Source organism: Psychromonas antarctica (assembly GCF_022267535.1).
GTDB lineage: Bacteria > Pseudomonadota > Gammaproteobacteria > Enterobacterales > Psychromonadaceae > Psychromonas > Psychromonas antarctica.
Genome location: NZ_JAHNZV010000001.1, coordinates 118,798 through 133,937 on the forward strand (window position 1 = coordinate 118,798; position 15,140 = coordinate 133,937).

13 protein-coding genes and 1 pseudogene are annotated in these 15,140 nt (G+C 39.5%); 9 read left to right on the forward strand and 5 right to left on the reverse strand.

Annotation, left to right across the window (positions count from 1 at the left end; all coding sequences use genetic code 11):
• Positions 1 to 170 precede the first annotated feature (170 nt).
• A complete protein-coding gene (locus KSO91_RS00495) occupies positions 171 to 1,511 on the reverse strand; it encodes a DegQ family serine endoprotease (protein ID WP_238740241.1) in 1,341 nt (446 codons plus the stop codon).
• A 177-nt stretch (positions 1,512 to 1,688) separates the two neighbouring features.
• Between KSO91_RS00495 and zapE the strand changes: the two are divergent.
• The 8 genes and pseudogenes from zapE to KSO91_RS00535 all read left to right on the forward strand — a co-directional run bounded on the left by zapE (position 1,689) and on the right by KSO91_RS00535 (position 8,293).
• Positions 1,689 to 2,824, forward strand: a pseudogene (gene zapE, locus KSO91_RS00500) (cell division protein ZapE).
• A gap of 351 nt (positions 2,825 to 3,175) precedes the next feature.
• A complete protein-coding gene (rplM, locus tag KSO91_RS00505) occupies positions 3,176 to 3,604 on the forward strand; it encodes a 50S ribosomal protein L13 (protein ID WP_238740243.1) in 429 nt (142 codons plus the stop codon).
• A 13-nt stretch (positions 3,605 to 3,617) separates the two neighbouring features.
• Positions 3,618 to 4,007: a 30S ribosomal protein S9 gene (gene rpsI, locus KSO91_RS00510; protein ID WP_238740245.1), complete on the forward strand. Its 390-nt coding sequence runs from the start codon at positions 3,618 to 3,620 to the stop codon at positions 4,005 to 4,007.
• 527 nt (positions 4,008 to 4,534) lie between these two features.
• Positions 4,535 to 5,125, forward strand: a complete 591-nt coding sequence (gene petA, locus KSO91_RS00515) for a ubiquinol-cytochrome c reductase iron-sulfur subunit (RefSeq protein ID WP_238740247.1) — start codon at positions 4,535 to 4,537, stop codon at positions 5,123 to 5,125.
• Positions 5,126 to 6,406, forward strand: coding sequence for a cytochrome b (locus KSO91_RS00520; RefSeq protein ID WP_238740249.1), 1,281 nt, complete (start codon positions 5,126 to 5,128; stop codon positions 6,404 to 6,406).
• Positions 6,403 to 7,137 (forward strand): cytochrome c1, encoded by a 735-nt coding sequence (locus tag KSO91_RS00525; RefSeq protein ID WP_238740251.1) that lies wholly within the window; start codon positions 6,403 to 6,405, stop codon positions 7,135 to 7,137. Before KSO91_RS00520 ends, KSO91_RS00525 begins: the two co-directional genes overlap by 4 nt.
• A gap of 107 nt (positions 7,138 to 7,244) precedes the next feature.
• On the forward strand, positions 7,245 to 7,880 hold the full coding sequence (gene sspA / locus KSO91_RS00530; RefSeq protein ID WP_238740253.1) for a stringent starvation protein SspA: 636 nt from the start codon (positions 7,245 to 7,247) through the stop codon (positions 7,878 to 7,880).
• Positions 7,880 to 8,293 carry a ClpXP protease specificity-enhancing factor gene (locus KSO91_RS00535; protein WP_420830890.1) on the forward strand — a complete coding sequence of 138 codons (414 nt, stop codon included), beginning with the start codon at positions 7,880 to 7,882 and terminating at the stop codon, positions 8,291 to 8,293. The genes sspA and KSO91_RS00535 overlap by 1 nt, the downstream gene beginning before the upstream one ends.
• A gap of 188 nt (positions 8,294 to 8,481) precedes the next feature.
• On the opposite strand, the gene yrfG is transcribed toward KSO91_RS00535, so the two are convergent.
• The gene (gene yrfG / locus KSO91_RS00540; protein WP_238740255.1) at positions 8,482 to 9,153 is read right to left on the reverse strand and encodes a GMP/IMP nucleotidase; all 672 of its coding nucleotides are present in this window, start codon (positions 9,151 to 9,153) and stop codon (positions 8,482 to 8,484) included.
• A 262-nt stretch (positions 9,154 to 9,415) separates the two neighbouring features.
• Here yrfG and KSO91_RS00545 point away from each other — a divergent pair, with 262 nt between their 5' ends.
• Positions 9,416 to 11,488 (forward strand): methyl-accepting chemotaxis protein, encoded by a 2,073-nt coding sequence (locus tag KSO91_RS00545; RefSeq protein ID WP_238740257.1) that lies wholly within the window; start codon positions 9,416 to 9,418, stop codon positions 11,486 to 11,488.
• A 73-nt stretch (positions 11,489 to 11,561) separates the two neighbouring features.
• Here KSO91_RS00545 and KSO91_RS00550 read toward each other — a convergent pair whose 3' ends face one another.
• Genes KSO91_RS00550 through KSO91_RS00560 form a run of 3 tightly spaced genes read right to left on the reverse strand, consistent with a single transcriptional unit; the run spans position 11,562 to position 14,818 of the window.
• Positions 11,562 to 12,512, reverse strand: a complete 951-nt coding sequence (locus KSO91_RS00550; RefSeq protein WP_238740259.1) for an alpha-L-glutamate ligase-like protein — start codon at positions 12,510 to 12,512, stop codon at positions 11,562 to 11,564.
• 3 nt (positions 12,513 to 12,515) lie between these two features.
• Positions 12,516 to 14,042 carry an inactive transglutaminase family protein gene (locus KSO91_RS00555; RefSeq protein WP_238740261.1) on the reverse strand — a complete coding sequence of 509 codons (1,527 nt, stop codon included), beginning with the start codon at positions 14,040 to 14,042 and terminating at the stop codon, positions 12,516 to 12,518.
• Positions 14,043 to 14,053: 11 nt separating this feature from the next.
• Positions 14,054 to 14,818 carry an ATP-dependent zinc protease family protein gene (locus KSO91_RS00560; RefSeq protein WP_238740264.1) on the reverse strand — a complete coding sequence of 255 codons (765 nt, stop codon included), beginning with the start codon at positions 14,816 to 14,818 and terminating at the stop codon, positions 14,054 to 14,056.
• Positions 14,819 to 15,140: the final 322 nt, after the last annotated feature.

Genomic DNA, 15,140 nt, shown 5'->3' on the forward strand with positions numbered 1-15,140 from the left:
TATTGTGTTTTATTATTACAAGGTTATAGAAACTTTTGTTACCCATATTACTGATGGGCGGCATTTTACAAGAAAAAACTTTAAAAAAAATGATTTCTAATCAATTTTTTTTCTGTTTTTTTATTTTTTTGTAATTTATTGTAACGTTTTGTAATTCTGAACTCGCTTTTTCAATTCAATATCAAATACAAACCACGTTTATCACGTTGAATATTAAGGACTAATATTTCAGGTGCGGTTTTTATCATCTGGGCTAGCTCACTTAAATTGTTAATTCGTCTGCGATTTATCCCGATAATAAGATCGCCTTGTTGTAACCCGTAATGCTGTGCGAGTGAGTCTTTTGCTACGCTTGTTACTTTTACTCCAGTGTTTTCGTCGGCATCAGCTAATATTGCCCCTGCTAAAAAAGGATGTAATAAGTGTGCTTTAGTTTTATTTAGCTGTGACAGTTGTAATGTGGCAACTAAAATAACAGCTTTACCATTCTGTATAACGCCCAATTCAACTCGTGTGCCTGCACGCAGTGAACCTATTTTTGCGCGTAATTCGGCAAAAGTCTTAATTGTGCTGCCACCGATGGAAATAATCACATCACCGGCTTTAAGCCCTGCTTTTTCTGCCGCAGAGTAAGGCGTCACCTGCTTTATAAAGGCACCATGGGGTGAGTCTAAAGCAAAAGCATCCGCAAGTTCAGGTGTTAACTCTTGCCCTTTTATGCCTAATATTCCACGACGAACTTGTCCATATTGTCGTAATTGTTGGGCAATGTTCTTGACCATATTCGCAGGAATGGCGAATCCGATGCCGATATTACCATTATCAGAACCAAAAATAGCGCTATTAATGCCTACCAATTGACCTTTCAGATCAATTAATGCACCACCAGAATTCCCTTCATTGATCGCGGCATCGGTTTGAATGAAGTTTTCTAGATTTCCAAGATTAAGTCCACTGCGACCCAGCGCGCTGATAATGCCCGAGGTAACCGTTTGTCCTAGGCCAAATGGATTGCCGATGGCAAGTACAAAATCGCCAACACGTATGTCATCTGAATTGGCAAATTCGATTTGCGTTAGTGCTTTATCGGTTTTTATCTGCAGAAGGGCGAGATCACTGTGTTTATCATGGCCAATAACTTGGGCTGTAAATTCCAGCCCAGATTTTAAAGTGATCTTAATTTCGGTTGCATTCTCAATCACATGGAAATTGGTGATAATGTAGCCATTTTGATTGTCAATGATAACCCCAGAACCGATACCGACAAACGGTTGAGAGTAAATTTGTGCTTCATTGTCTGGATCTGCAAACGGGGTAAATGTTGTTTGTGTAGAAAAATTACCTGATATTGCAATATTAACCACGGCAGGGCTAGCCCTATCGACTAGAGGTGCAAGGCTAGGCATCCTTTGACCGTTAAGCATATCTGGCAGTGCAGCCATGCTATTTATTGTAAATAACAATAAATAGCATGTAAAAATAATAGAACAACTTAATTTTCTCAAAAGCATTTTCCTTCTCAGTGGTCATCATTCAATGCATCGGCGATACGATTAAAATAGAATATTGAAATCTATTTGAAGTCACATGAGTAACCGCATCACTGTTAAATCAGAATTATAAATAGTGTTGCATAGCCTTTATTGTTAAGGTATTTATTATTCATTTTAATATATATTGAGTTATTTGTGGCGCCTACTTTATTGTATCAAGCTGACTTAGCAAAACCCAATTTCTTTGCCGATCCGGCTCAAGCTGCGGCAATTGAGCATGTGCAACGTTTATATGAACAATTACAAGCACTGCAGTCGGCCGCGCCGCAAAAGAAGCATTTCGCTTATTTTGTGCAAAAAATGTTAAATAAGAAAGAAAAAAAACGCGTTTAACTGGTTTGTATTTTTATGGTGGTGTTGGCCGCGGAAAAACTTATTTAATGGATCTTTTTTTTCATAGTCTAACGACTGAGCGCAAGTTACGCCTGCATTTTAATCATTTTATGTTAAGAGTACATCAACAACTCGCTTTGTTGGAGGGGCAAATAAACCCTCTCCAGCAGATTGCTAAAATGTTTGCAGCTGAAACAGATTTACTGTGCTTCGATGAGTTTTATGTGGATGATATTGCTGATGCAATGATAATTGCGGGCATATTAACTGCACTTTTTGATGAAGGGGTGATATTGGTTGCGACATCTAATAGCCACCCTGAGGACCTGTATCGAAATGGACTGCAACGGGCTCGTTTTCTACCTGCTATTGAGCTGCTCAAAAATCATTGTGATATTGTCCACCTGGATGGGCAGAGCGATTATCGATTACACCGTTTAATTAAAACTGAGATTTATCATTACCCGTTAAGTAATGAGGCTAGCACTCGTATTGAAATAAGTTTTGAAAGCTTAGCGCAAGGTGAGCGAATATACGGTCAGGAAATTGCTATCAATCAACGGCAAATGAAAACCATAGCGTTCAGCGCCGATTCATTACTAATAGAGTTTTCAACACTCTGTGGAGACCCTAGAAGTGTCGTCGATTATATTGCTATCGCGATTTTATATCGCACCATTTTTTTGGTGAATATCAAACAGATGGATGATGCAGAAAATGATCGGGTGCGGCGTTTTGTTGTTATGGTTGACGAATTTTATGAGCGCCATGTGGTGTTGATTATTTCTGCTGAAGTGGAAATCCAACAACTTTACAGGGGCAATAAACTCAGTTTTGAATTTAAACGCTGTGTTTCTCGCTTACTGGAGATGCAGAGTCAAGCCTATCTACAAAAAGTCGAACATATAGGCGCAAATCAGCTTAACAGCCTGCCGTGAGTCCCTGCAGGTAAGCGAAACTGCACTCATCTGCGCTGTTATAAAATATCAACGCAGAACGACTACACTTTAATCTTATGGCTCGCACCCAAGCGTTATTTGGTTTGCTGATTTTGTATCTTGAGGTAATAGGGGGATAAATATTTAATCTTATTTATTGCAATATTAGGGTGATCTCTGCTGCTTTTTTCTGTATAATATCGCCGCCCACGTTATCCACCCCCCAAAATAGTTATGGTGGATCTGTTGTTTACGCTTGACGTATTCGAAGGGATACGGAATGGCAAATACATTTTTAATTGTCAAATTTGACAATTATATTTTTTAAATCATTAATTTGGGTATAACTTAATGAAAACTTTTGTTGCTAAACCAGCTGAAGTCAAACGCGACTGGTATGTAGTCGATGCTGAAGGTAAAACTTTAGGCCGTCTGGCTACTGAAATTGCTATACGTTTACGTGGTAAACATAAAGCTGAATACACTCCGCATGTTGATACTGGCGATTACATTATCGTTATCAATGCAGAGAAAATTACTGTAACAGGTAATAAAGCTAAAGGTAAAATTTACTATCACCACACAGGTTTCATCGGTGGTATTAAATCAATTAGCTTTGAAGATCTTATTGTTCGTGCGCCTGAACGTGTTATTGAGAAAGCTGTTAAAGGTATGTTGCCAAAAGGTCCTTTGGGACGTGCAATGTACCGCAAGTTGAAAGTTTATGCTGGTACTGAGCATCAACATTCTGCACAGCAACCACAAGTTTTAGACATCTAATAGGATTAAAACAATGGCAAATCAATATTACGGCACAGGTCGTCGCAAAAGCTCAACAGCTCGCGTATTTATGAAAGCCGGTAGTGGTCAAATCACTATCAATAAACGCAATATCGACGAATATTTTGGTCGTGAAACTGCATGTATGGTTGTTCGTCAGCCATTAGAACTTGTTAGTGTTACTGATAAGTTTGACCTGAACATCACTGTTAAAGGTGGTGGTACTACGGGTCAATCTGGTGCAATCCGTCTAGGTATTACTCGTGCACTTATGCAATATGACGAAACTCTTCGTTCTGAGTTACGTGGCGCAGGTTTTGTTACCCGTGATGCGCGTAAAGTTGAGCGTAAGAAAGTGGGTCTACATAAAGCACGTAAACGTCCACAGTTCTCAAAACGTTAATATTCGTTTCAAGAATTGCAAAAACCCAGTTTATACTGGGTTTTTTTTTATCTTTTTTTTAAATAGCCCGTAATCCATTAAGCTGATGGCGCCCAATAGGCTAAAAATACCCTGATTAAAAATTGCTCCAAGCTATTTTAGAGTGAATCAATTAGCGGCTGAAGATGACAATACATTCTGCTGGATTGATCCATATTTGCATGTTTTAACGAATAATAATGGTAATTCAGTTATGGGGGCTCCTAAATAATTCTGATAACTAAATACTTTTATAGCCTATTCTCTTATAAATATTGGTGACAATTTGCTAGTTAATGAGAGCATGGTCAATTATGCCATGCTTTTGTTTGACTGGGTTGGTGAATATAATGTTAATAGCTTGTAAATTTATGACTGTTTCTTTAAAATTCAAGCAGTTTATGCATCCCGCTAAGTTTTAATTTAACGGACTTGAGTGCACCCCTGTTATATATATTAAGAACTGCTTTTTACCTTTGGTATAAGTGGCTCACAATGGAGATGGTTAAATGAGCAATGCGCCTGTTAATTCTGGTCGCCGCAAGTTTCTGACACTAACGACGGCTGTCGTTGGTGGAGTAGGGGCCGCAGTTGTTGCTGTACCTTTCGTGAAGTCTTGGAGCCCAAGTGAAAAAGCAAAAGCAGCCGGAGCACCGGTTACTGTTGATATTAGTAAAATTAAGCCAGGTCAATTAATACGCGTAGAATGGCGTGGAAAACCGGTTTGGATTGTATCCCGCACACAAAAAATCCTTGATGAATTAGCAACACTTAATGACCAACTGCGGGATCCTAATTCGCAAGAGCCGCAACAGCCAGAATATGCGTTAAATACAGGACGTTCATTAAAGCCTGATATTTTTGTGGCCGTCGGCATATGCACCCACTTAGGTTGTTCTCCAACCTACCTCCCTGACTCTTTCTCAGAGCAAGTTGAAGGTGTCGAATCTGGGTTCTTCTGCCCATGCCATGGCTCTAAATTTGATCTGGCAGGACGGGTTTTTCAAAACGTGCCTGCGCCATTAAACTTGGTGATCCCGCCGCATTATTATGTGAGTGATACGACTATTCTCATCGGCTTAGACAAAGGAGATGCTTAAATGCTTAAAAAACTGCTTCTAGGCACTGTAGATTGGATTGATGCCCGTATTCCAATGACGGAAACATGGAATAAACATCTTGCACAATATCCCACGCCAGTTAACTTTAATTTTTGGTACTTCTTTGGCTCGTTAGCGATGCTTATTTTAGTGAATCAAATATTAACGGGTATCTGGTTAACGATGCATTACAACCCCTCTGCAGAGGGGGCATTTGCATCTATCGAATACATTATGCGTGATGTTCCTTACGGCTGGTTATTACGTTATATGCATTCAACTGGCGCCTCCGCATTCTTTGTCGTTATATATCTGCATATGTTCAGAGGTTTAATTTATGGCTCATATCAAAAACCACGTGAGCTTATCTGGATCTTTGGCATGTTTATATTTCTTGCTTTGATGGCAGAAGCCTTTATGGGTTATTTACTGCCTTGGGGGCAAATGTCTTTCTGGGGCGCTCAGGTTATTATCTCGTTATTTGGTGCGATTCCGATTGTCGGTGATGATTTGACGCTGTGGATCCGGGGCGATTATGTTATCTCTGGCGCTACCTTAAACCGTTTTTTTGCATTACATGTTATTGCTATACCTTTAGCGCTGGTTGTATTGGTATTTTTACATATTGTCGCGCTTCATGAAGTCGGTTCAAATAATCCAGATGGTATTGAGATAAAAAGGAAAAAAGGGTCTATAGCGGAACACGAAAAAAGTAAATTCACATTCCATAAGCAATACAGTGCTAAGAAAGATATTATCGATGCCATCCCGTTCCATCCTTACTTTACCGTCAAAGACATTATGGGGGTAGCGGGGTTCTTGATCTTCTTCTGTGCGGTTATTTTCTTTATGCCCGAAGGGGGAGGGTATTTCCTTGAGGCGCCAAATTTTGAACCTGCTAATGGTCTAAAAACACCGACTCATATTGCCCCCGTTTGGTATTATACGCCTTTCTATGCCATTTTACGTGCTATCCCTGATAAGCTTATCGGTGTTGCATTCTTTGGTGGTTCGATTGTTATTCTGTTCTTTTTGCCATGGCTAGACCGTTGTAAAGTTAAATCGATTCGCTACCGTAGCTGGAAGCACAAACTCAATATTGCCCAGTTTACCATCTGCTTTATCGTGTTAGGTGTACTCGGTGCCTTACCAACCACGCCGTTATTAACTAAAATTGCACAAGTGGGTACAATTGGTTACTTTTCTTTTTTTATTGCGCTGTGGATATACAGTAAAAATGAAAAAACTAAACCCCTTCCAACGAGGTTAACATTCAAATGAAAAAATTAATGATAGCCTTGATTACATTCTTGCCTGCGGTCGTTTTTGCATCCACTGGCAATATACATCTTGATAAAGCGCGATATGATTTAAGCGATAAAGTGTCATTACAACGTGGTGCAAAGCTGTTTAGTAATTACTGTTTAGCTTGTCATTCCACGGGGTACCAACGTTATCAACGTGTTGCAACTGATTTAGAAATTCCTGATGAGTTAATGAAAGACAATCTGATTTTCACTGATAGTAAGATTGGTGATTTAATGATAAATAGCATGGATAAAAAAGAGAGTGCAAAATGGTTTGGTAATGCGCCGCCTGATTTAACATTGGAGGCCCGTTTACGTGGTGCAGATTGGATTTATACTTACTTGCGATCTTTTTATAAAGATGAAACACGACCTTTTTCAGTTAATAATGTTGTTTTTCCTGATGTCGCTATGCCGCATGTACTTGAAGAGTTGCAAGGTATTCCAACGGCGATTTTTGAAACGACAATGATTGATGGTGTTGAGCATAAAACGATTATTGCTTTGAAAAGTAATGGACAAGGGGAGATGTCATCGGATGAGTATGACAATGCAGTACTCGATCTGGTAAACTTCCTTGTATATGCAGGTGAGCCAAACAAATTAGAGCGTCAAAGCTTAGGCGTTTGGGTGATTGCTTTCTTAATCATCTTATTTATTCTTAGTTATTTACTTAAAAAGGAATATTGGCGAGACGTTCATTAATCGGCAATTTTATACTGGCTGTCAATTAACGGCAATGGTGGTATTTACTATCATTGCCGTTTTCTTTTTTTTCAATCAAATTTTTATTTACATATTAGGGGATTTTCATGGCAGTAGCCGCAAATAAACGTTCTGTAATGACACTTTTTTCGGGTGTTTCAGATCTATATAGTCACCAAACACGTATTGTATTGGCTGAAAAAGGCGTTAATGTAGAGATTACTTTTGTTGATGAAGACAATTGGCCTGAAGAGTTAGCCGAATTAAACCCTTATAATAACGTCCCAACCCTAGTTGATCGTGAACTGGTTTTATATAATTCGCGTATCATTATGGAATATTTAGATGAACGTTTCCCACATCCACCCCTGATGCCTGTTTATCCGGTCGAACGTGGTAAAAGTCGCTTAATGATGCAGCGTGTTGAAAGTGATTGGTACCCATTGGTTGAACTTATTATGGGTGATAATCTACAGGCTGCTGAGACTGCGCGTAAAAAACTACGTGAAGCGATTTTACTGATTGCCCCGGTATTTGATCACTTTGCTTATTTTATGTCTGAAGAGTTTACCTTGGCTGATTGTTATATGGCGCCACTATTATGGCGTTTACCTGAATTGAAAATTGATTTAGGCATTGAAAATATTGGTGGACTAAAAAGCTATATGGTTAAAGTCTTTGAACGCGAATCTTTCCAAGCATCAATGACAGAAACAGAACGTGAAATTCGAGTAGGTGCGTAATGAATGCCATGTTAGTGCAACGTCCATACCTGTTACGTGCTTTTTATGATTGGATAGTTGATAGCGAATGCACACCGCATATTATTGTCGATGCAACTCAGCATGGTGTTGAAGTGCCTTTACAATTTGTTGAAAATGGAAAGATTGTTCTTAATATTGCGCCACTGTCAGTAGTGCAGTTTTCAATGAATGATGATGCTGTTACGTTTAATGCCCGTTTTTCCGGCAAGCCGATGCAAGTGTATGTTCCTTTATATGCGATAGAAGGTATTTATGCACGAGAAAATGGCGCAGGTACCATCTTCCCCGAAGAGGCGGCTTATCAAGCATTAGATAAAGCGGATGAGACTGTAGCAGATACTGCAGATAAACCCAAAGCGGGTAAAAAACCAAGCTTAACTGTAGTAAAATAGCGTTTAGCAAGTATTAATGAATAGATAATTAGCAGATTTTGTATTACTTATTTATGAATCTAAAAAGGTTAATCAAGTAATTGGTTAACCTTTTTTTTAGAACATATTTTGTTAAATTAGCCAACTGTGTCGCAATTTCACTCACTAAAGGAATAGATAATTAGTCAATTTGCTATTAGCTAGCGTCCTTAATTGTTAACTGTCACAAGCGTTTCTGTTAGTCGATCATAGTCATTAATTGCAGGGCAATGTTTAAATACTTGAGCGGGTACACTTGAATCTGGATTTTCAATGCCAAGCAGATAACGGATACCAAATTGTTGTGCGACAAGTAACAACTGTTCGTTGTCATCTATAAAGAGTGTTCGTTCTGGATCGAATGGGTGATGAACGTGTAAGGCTTGCCACAGTTTCACTGACTCTTTGCAATGCCCAAACGTATGCGTTGAGTAGATGTGATCCAAATGCTGGTCTAGCCCTGTCTGTGCTATCTTTATCGCTAAACTGTCTGGGTGGGCATTCGTTAATAAGACGCGTTGGATATTGCATTTTTTTAGTGCCTGTAGAAAAGGCACCGTATCCGAGCGCATTACGATGTCATGCGCATAGTCAGCTTTTAACTGGCGTATGTCTAATTGAGTTTGTTCGCTCCAATAATCAATGCAGTACCAATTTAGCGTGCCTTTTACGGCATCGTATTGCAGTGCCATTTCCAGTTTTGCTTGAGCCACTGAAATTTGCTTTTGCCGTGCAATTTCATGGGGCACACTGTGTGACCAAAATTGATTATCGAAACGCAAGTCTAATAGCGTTCCGTCCATATCTAACAGCACTGTGTCAATATTATCCCAGTTAAACATAGTCGCCTCTGAAATGAAGTGGTGCTCCTAATAGTGTAAGAGCAAGGTTTGCAGGTTGATATTGTACAACACCAGAGCCATCTCATTATCATCTATATAAGAATAATTTTGTCAACTTAACATATTAATTTATATTTTTTTTTACTAACTATCTGATCTTCAATAATATGTTTGATGTAAATCATATATCGAAAATTGACTTTCTATGTATACTATCAGCTCATTGGCGCACGCATTAAGCGATAAAAAAAGGATTTGTATTGTGAAATGGACAATAAAAGTAAAGCTAATTATTACCTTATGTATCCCACTCTTATTAATGGGGGGCTTTTTTATCATTTCGTTAATAAGTACCGAAAATGCAGTGCTTAAAGCAGAAGAAAGTAATGTAAAGAGCAAATTATCAGCTGTTGTTGATGACAACTTAAAAGGACAAGTTGACACACTAACCCTCTCTATCTCCACCTTTTATGAGCAATCTAAGTTAGATGATATCAAAAAAAGGCTGTCCGCTGAAATGGCGAATTTTAGAGACACGGTTGAAAATATATATAAAGAAAGTGAGTCAGATAGCGAGGCTGCAACCAGTATTGATGCTTTTCTTAATCATTATCGCTGGAATAATGGGCGTTATTTCTTTGCCTACGATGCAGATTCATGGATTAGCCGAGCTTACGGGGGACATCCAGACTGGGTTGGTACAAACGGCTACGATAAAAAGGATGCCGATGGTAACTATTTTGTACGAGCGGTCGTTGCTGCAGCTAAAAATAACCCTATCGGTTTTAGTCGGTATCCTTTTATGAATCCGACCACGCAAAAAGTGGAAGATAAGCTGACAGCGTCTTTCTATTTTCAGCCTTTAAACCTGGTGATAGCAACGGGTGAATATATTAGTACGCTTAAACAAGATAATATTGCTGCTGCATTACATGCTGTGAGTATTGCCAAATATGGTCAAAACGGTTATTTCCTAATTCAGGATGATGAAGGTAAGATCCTTGCTCATCCCAATGAGAAACTAATTGGAAAATTGGGCTCTACTACCCCAGCAATTGCAGCTGCAATTAAAAACAAACCTGAAGTTTATATTACAACAACCTATAAGAACCCAACAACTGGGGAAATTGAAAATAAACTTAATTATGCGCGAAATATTTTCCCTGAGTGGGGGTGGACAATTGTAACGGGTGCTTACGAGAGTGATATTGTTGCCGTACAAACGAGCTTAACAAAGGCCACTGAAGTTATTTTTGGTGAACAAGTTGACTTTGCGATCACGCTGTCAGTTGTTTTAATTGTGCTTTCTTTTATTATCGTAATTTGGATTGTCAGTGCGATTGTCAAAGGACTAGTGGTATTAAAAGAACGTATCGATACGTTATCAACCGGCGAAGCAGATTTAACATCACGAATCGCGATTGTTGCGAATGATGAATTGGGGGATATTGGACAATCAGTTAACAATTTTATTGTTTACCTTCAGTCGATGCTGCTCGATATTTCACAAGCCTCTATCCATATTACGGACAATATAAATCAACTCAACATTCAATCCGAGCAAAATAATAAAGCGCTTATTGCACACGCAGCAGAAACTGAGCAAGTTGTCAGTGCGATTGTCGAGATGAGTGCAACCTCCGATACGGTTGCACAAGGAGCAAGTGAAACCGCGACAAATACGCAAAAAGCAAACGATCAGGCGCGATTGTCGAAAGCTATTGTGATGGAGGCTTCCAATAGCGTGATTGCATTAGTCGATCAGGTTGACTCTGCTTCCTCAAGCATCAATACGATGAACACCAATACCCTCGAGATTATCAGTGTATTAGGTGTGATCGGTGCGATTGCCGAGCAAACAAACCTACTCGCGTTAAATGCTGCTATTGAGGCTGCACGGGCTGGCGAGCAAGGGCGAGGTTTTGCCGTGGTTGCCGATGAAGTTCGCTCACTGGCCGCGCGTACGCAAAGTAGCACTGCTGAAATTAACACTATACTGACAAAGCTGCGTAAAGATGCTGCTGATGCGGTTGGCGCGATGGATGTCACCAAAGCAAGTTGCGAAGAAACAGCGGAAAACACTGAACGTGTTACAGAAAGTTTAGATGCAATGACCAACTTTATTGTGGAGATTAATGACCTTAGTGCGCAAATTGCGACCGCCTCTGAAGAGCAAAGCAGCGTCAGTGAAGAGGTTAGTCGTAATATGAGTAATATTCATGCAATGGTGCAGGAACTGACAAAAAATGGACAAGCTAGCGTTGATAGTACGCAAAATTTAGCGACTGCTAATAACCAGCTAAATGTGCTAGTGAGTAAATTTAAATTAAAGTAGTATTCATCAAATATGTCTGAACAGCGCCATTTATTCTGTTTCCGTGATTAAATGGCGTGATATATCCAGAAAATTATGATTGAGAGAAGTGTTTTTGGCAAAAAGCGACGCGTGCCTCGGCATCCATTCTCTCTGTATTCTGCAAACTTTCAATAAGCTTTAAACGCGGCAAAATACCTTGACCATTTGCTATTTGAATTGCCAAGCCTGGGCGGGCATTTAACTCCAGTAACATCGGCCCCAAGTAGCGATCCAGTACCATATCTGTTCCCAGATACCCCATGCCCGTCATCTCATAACAACTCGCAGCTAAATAGATAAGTCGCTCCCATTTCGGAACTTCTAATGTTTTTAACTCTTTATTAGTGTCTGGATGATATTCAATTGGCCTATCGAACTGCACTGCATGTAAGGCTTTACCTGTTGCGATGTCAAGGCCAACGCCAACAGCTCCTTGGTGCAAATTAGCTTTACCATCAGACGCAGCCGTGGAAAGGCGCATCATTGCCATCACTGGAAAACCTTTAAATACAATCACGCGTACATCGGGTACACCTTCAAAACTAAAACCATCAAAGGCATTATCAAACTGAATTAACGCTTCCACTACAGCAACATCAGCGCTTCCACCCAAGCTAAACAGACCAGCAAGGATGTCGGTAACATGACGCTTAATTTCAGGGAGGCTCTCTTCTTCTCCATTTGCTTTAAAATAACGACCATTTTCAATTTTAGTGATTACCAGAATACCTTTACCCCCACTGCCTTTAGCGGGTTTAATAACAAAGCCGGTGGTCTCTTTGATAAATGATTCAACATTTTGAACTTCAGCTTGAATTGATATCACCCCTAATAAAGCCGGTGTGGTGACCTTTGCATTACGGGCGATGATTTTGGTTTTTAACTTGTTATCAACCAATGGGTAGAGTTTACGCGGGTTATAGCGGCCAATATAGCCACTATTACGCTGGTTCATCCCCATAATACCTTTGCGTTTTAACTTAAACGGGTTACAAAAATACATCGTCTATTCCTTATCCACTAAGGGTTTAAAACGACGTAATTCAGACAGTCTGTAACCAGTGTAACTACCAAGTAGCAGTACCAATGCCATTACCACAAATTGCAGGCCGATAAAATTAAACATTAGATGGCGTGCAATTGGATTACTCATAACAAAATAGGCAAGCACCGCTACGATTAAACTGCCACCACCCTGTAACATCACCTCTTTAGCACCTTCCTCCTCCCATAATACTGACATGCGCTCTATTGTCCAAGAGAGGATGATCATAGGGAAGAAAGTGATTTTAAGCCCTTCGGTAAGCCCTAGTTTGTATGCTAAGACACCAAACAGAGTGATCAGTAAAATAACCATAATGATCACTGTCGATATTCGCGCCACCAGTAATAAGTTAAGGTGTGATAGATATGAACGAATAACTAATCCCACTGCAACAAGCAGAATAAAACCGACTAATCCGGTAACGAGGCTAGTTTGAATAAAGGCCATGGCGATTAAAACCGGCATAAAAGTACCTGATGTTTTAAGGCCAACCAAGACGCGCATCATCACCACAATCATCACGCCTAAAGGAATCATTAAGATTCCTTTAAATAGTGATTGATCTTCAACGGGTAGACTATGGATAGAGAAGTTAAACAGATGTTCATTATCGGCTTTTTGTAGAATAGCGGCTAAGGCGGCTTGCTCCTGCTTGATCATAGAGAAACTCACTTTGGAATTTTCTCCTCCGACAAGTTCAAGCAAAGCTTTATCGCTTTGATCCCAAAGCAATAAGTTCTGTCGATTTACAGCGGAAGTGCTATTGGCATCAAATAGTTGAGAAGTGATCCCTCCATCTTTTTCTTGGAATACTTCCACTAATGGTTGTAAATGTTGACGGCGGCGCCCATCTTCTAAATGTAGCGCACCAATTTTTTTGGTTGCAATTTTGGCTTTATTTAAGAGTGCGATTAAAAGATCTGTTTTGTTTATTTTACTGGTGAGTAATAAGCTAGTATTTTGGCTAGGTTGTTGCGCATTCAGTACCTTTAACAGTTCGCGTGTAAAACTAAAGGGATCGGCACTGGTTTTAAATGCCTCACGGATAATTTCAGTACCTGCGGCTAACGTCGCGGGATCATATTCCTTATCGAATAATGCAGGCATCTCAGTGTATTGCTGATCTTTACTTTTATTATCCGCAAGTAGTTGGATGTTATAATAAAGAGTTTGCTCCCCTAGCGCCTTTCTGATTGTCCATTGTGCTTGTGGTGCGATGCCACCCTCTAAAAAGGAAAGGCCATATCCAGGAGAAGCGGCATTTTGACTGAGTTGTGTATAACCAGCTTGCATTTTGGGTGTCGTTAATGAGGCTATTACGGGTTTGCCTAACGCATTAAAATCAATTTTTGCATCAATATTCCATATTGTGCGTGTTTCACCCGGCATCCAAGGAATGTCGAACGCTAAGTGGCGTTGAACCGTTTGTGATATGCCGAGCAGAAATAAAGCCGCAACTAAGACGAAAAAGAAAATACGAGCGTTCATGGCGAAGCCTATTAGTTAGTTTTAGGATGATATTTAGGGTGGATATATTCTTTACTGACATCAACCAGTATCACATCTTGTATAAATGTTCTGCCAATGAGCACCGGATATTCCATATGCTGGCGATCCGTTAGGGTGAATTCTGTCAGATGCTCTATATCACCAATACGTACATGTAATAAAATCACTGGGCGTCTTGTGGTTTCTCCCGGTTTACTGGCTTGTATTATTTTAACAAAACGTTTTATTTTGGCTTCTATCGGTTGCGGATTATCTCCCGTTTCACCGAGCAACTTAAAACGCAACCATTTCTCACCATCACGCTCAAACTCTTCCAGATCAATAGCATTAATTGAAGAACTTTCGGCACCAGTATCTATTCTGCCTCTATAGCTCATCTTAAGTGTTGAAATATAAACCCACTCTGTCTGGCCGAGCATAGTTTTGTCTTGGAATCGGGTAATATTTTTATGTTTATGCTTAACCGCTTTTACTTTAGGTTTTTGCTCTTGTAATTGAGGCTTCGGCTCCTGTAATTGCGTTTTAGCTGCCATCAGAAGGATATCTAAGTCGCTATTTTTATTCTCACAGGTAGCTAATGTTTCTCTCACTTTGGTTAATTCAGCTTGTGTTTTTTGATTGGTTTCTTGTGCTTGCACAAGATCACCTTGAAGATTAATTATCTGCTTTTGTTGTGCTTCATTTTCTAAGTTCGCACAGCCTGTGCTGGTAAAAAGAACGAATGCACTAATAAGTAGTGTCTTATTTGAAAACATAAAAAATCCTAACCATTATTTTGAAAAATATAAAAAATGATTTTAGCAGTTTGCACTATAAATAGCTGGATTTACCGCATTTTTATTTCACCTGTTAAAAGTAAGTATATTAATTAACTGTCCATTTCATTAGCTTAGAATAGATGTTGAATTTTTTTATTTTTTAAATTAAAACAACTGGTTATTGCAATAAATGCGTTTTTCCTATGCATCTCATCCGTAAAATAGGTACAGGAGCACTTATCTTTGCGATTTCTTCCAACTAGCGACTGTTTTTATGTTCAACAAAGCAGACGTCATGCACTGTCGTCGCTCTACATGA

Bases quoted from the DNA above. Each gene is read 5' to 3' on its own strand.
- KSO91_RS00560 (WP_238740264.1), bottom strand. From the start codon at position 14,818: ATGTTTTCAAATAAGACACTACTTATTAGTGCATTCGTTCTTTTTACC.
- KSO91_RS00550 (WP_238740259.1), bottom strand. From the start codon at position 12,512: ATGTATTTTTGTAACCCGTTTAAGTTAAAACGCAAAGGTATTATGGGG.
- KSO91_RS00495 (WP_238740241.1), bottom strand. From the start codon at position 1,511: ATGCTTTTGAGAAAATTAAGTTGTTCTATTATTTTTACATGCTATTTA.
- yrfG (WP_238740255.1), bottom strand. From the start codon at position 9,153: ATGTTTAACTGGGATAATATTGACACAGTGCTGTTAGATATGGACGGA.
- petA (WP_238740247.1), top strand. From the start codon at position 4,535: ATGAGCAATGCGCCTGTTAATTCTGGTCGCCGCAAGTTTCTGACACTA.
- KSO91_RS00525 (WP_238740251.1), top strand. From the start codon at position 6,403: ATGAAAAAATTAATGATAGCCTTGATTACATTCTTGCCTGCGGTCGTT.
- KSO91_RS00535 (WP_420830890.1), top strand. From the start codon at position 7,880: ATGAATGCCATGTTAGTGCAACGTCCATACCTGTTACGTGCTTTTTAT.
- rplM (WP_238740243.1), top strand. From the start codon at position 3,176: ATGAAAACTTTTGTTGCTAAACCAGCTGAAGTCAAACGCGACTGGTAT.
- rpsI (WP_238740245.1), top strand. From the start codon at position 3,618: ATGGCAAATCAATATTACGGCACAGGTCGTCGCAAAAGCTCAACAGCT.
- KSO91_RS00520 (WP_238740249.1), top strand. From the start codon at position 5,126: ATGCTTAAAAAACTGCTTCTAGGCACTGTAGATTGGATTGATGCCCGT.
- sspA (WP_238740253.1), top strand. From the start codon at position 7,245: ATGGCAGTAGCCGCAAATAAACGTTCTGTAATGACACTTTTTTCGGGT.
- KSO91_RS00555 (WP_238740261.1), bottom strand. From the start codon at position 14,042: ATGAACGCTCGTATTTTCTTTTTCGTCTTAGTTGCGGCTTTATTTCTG.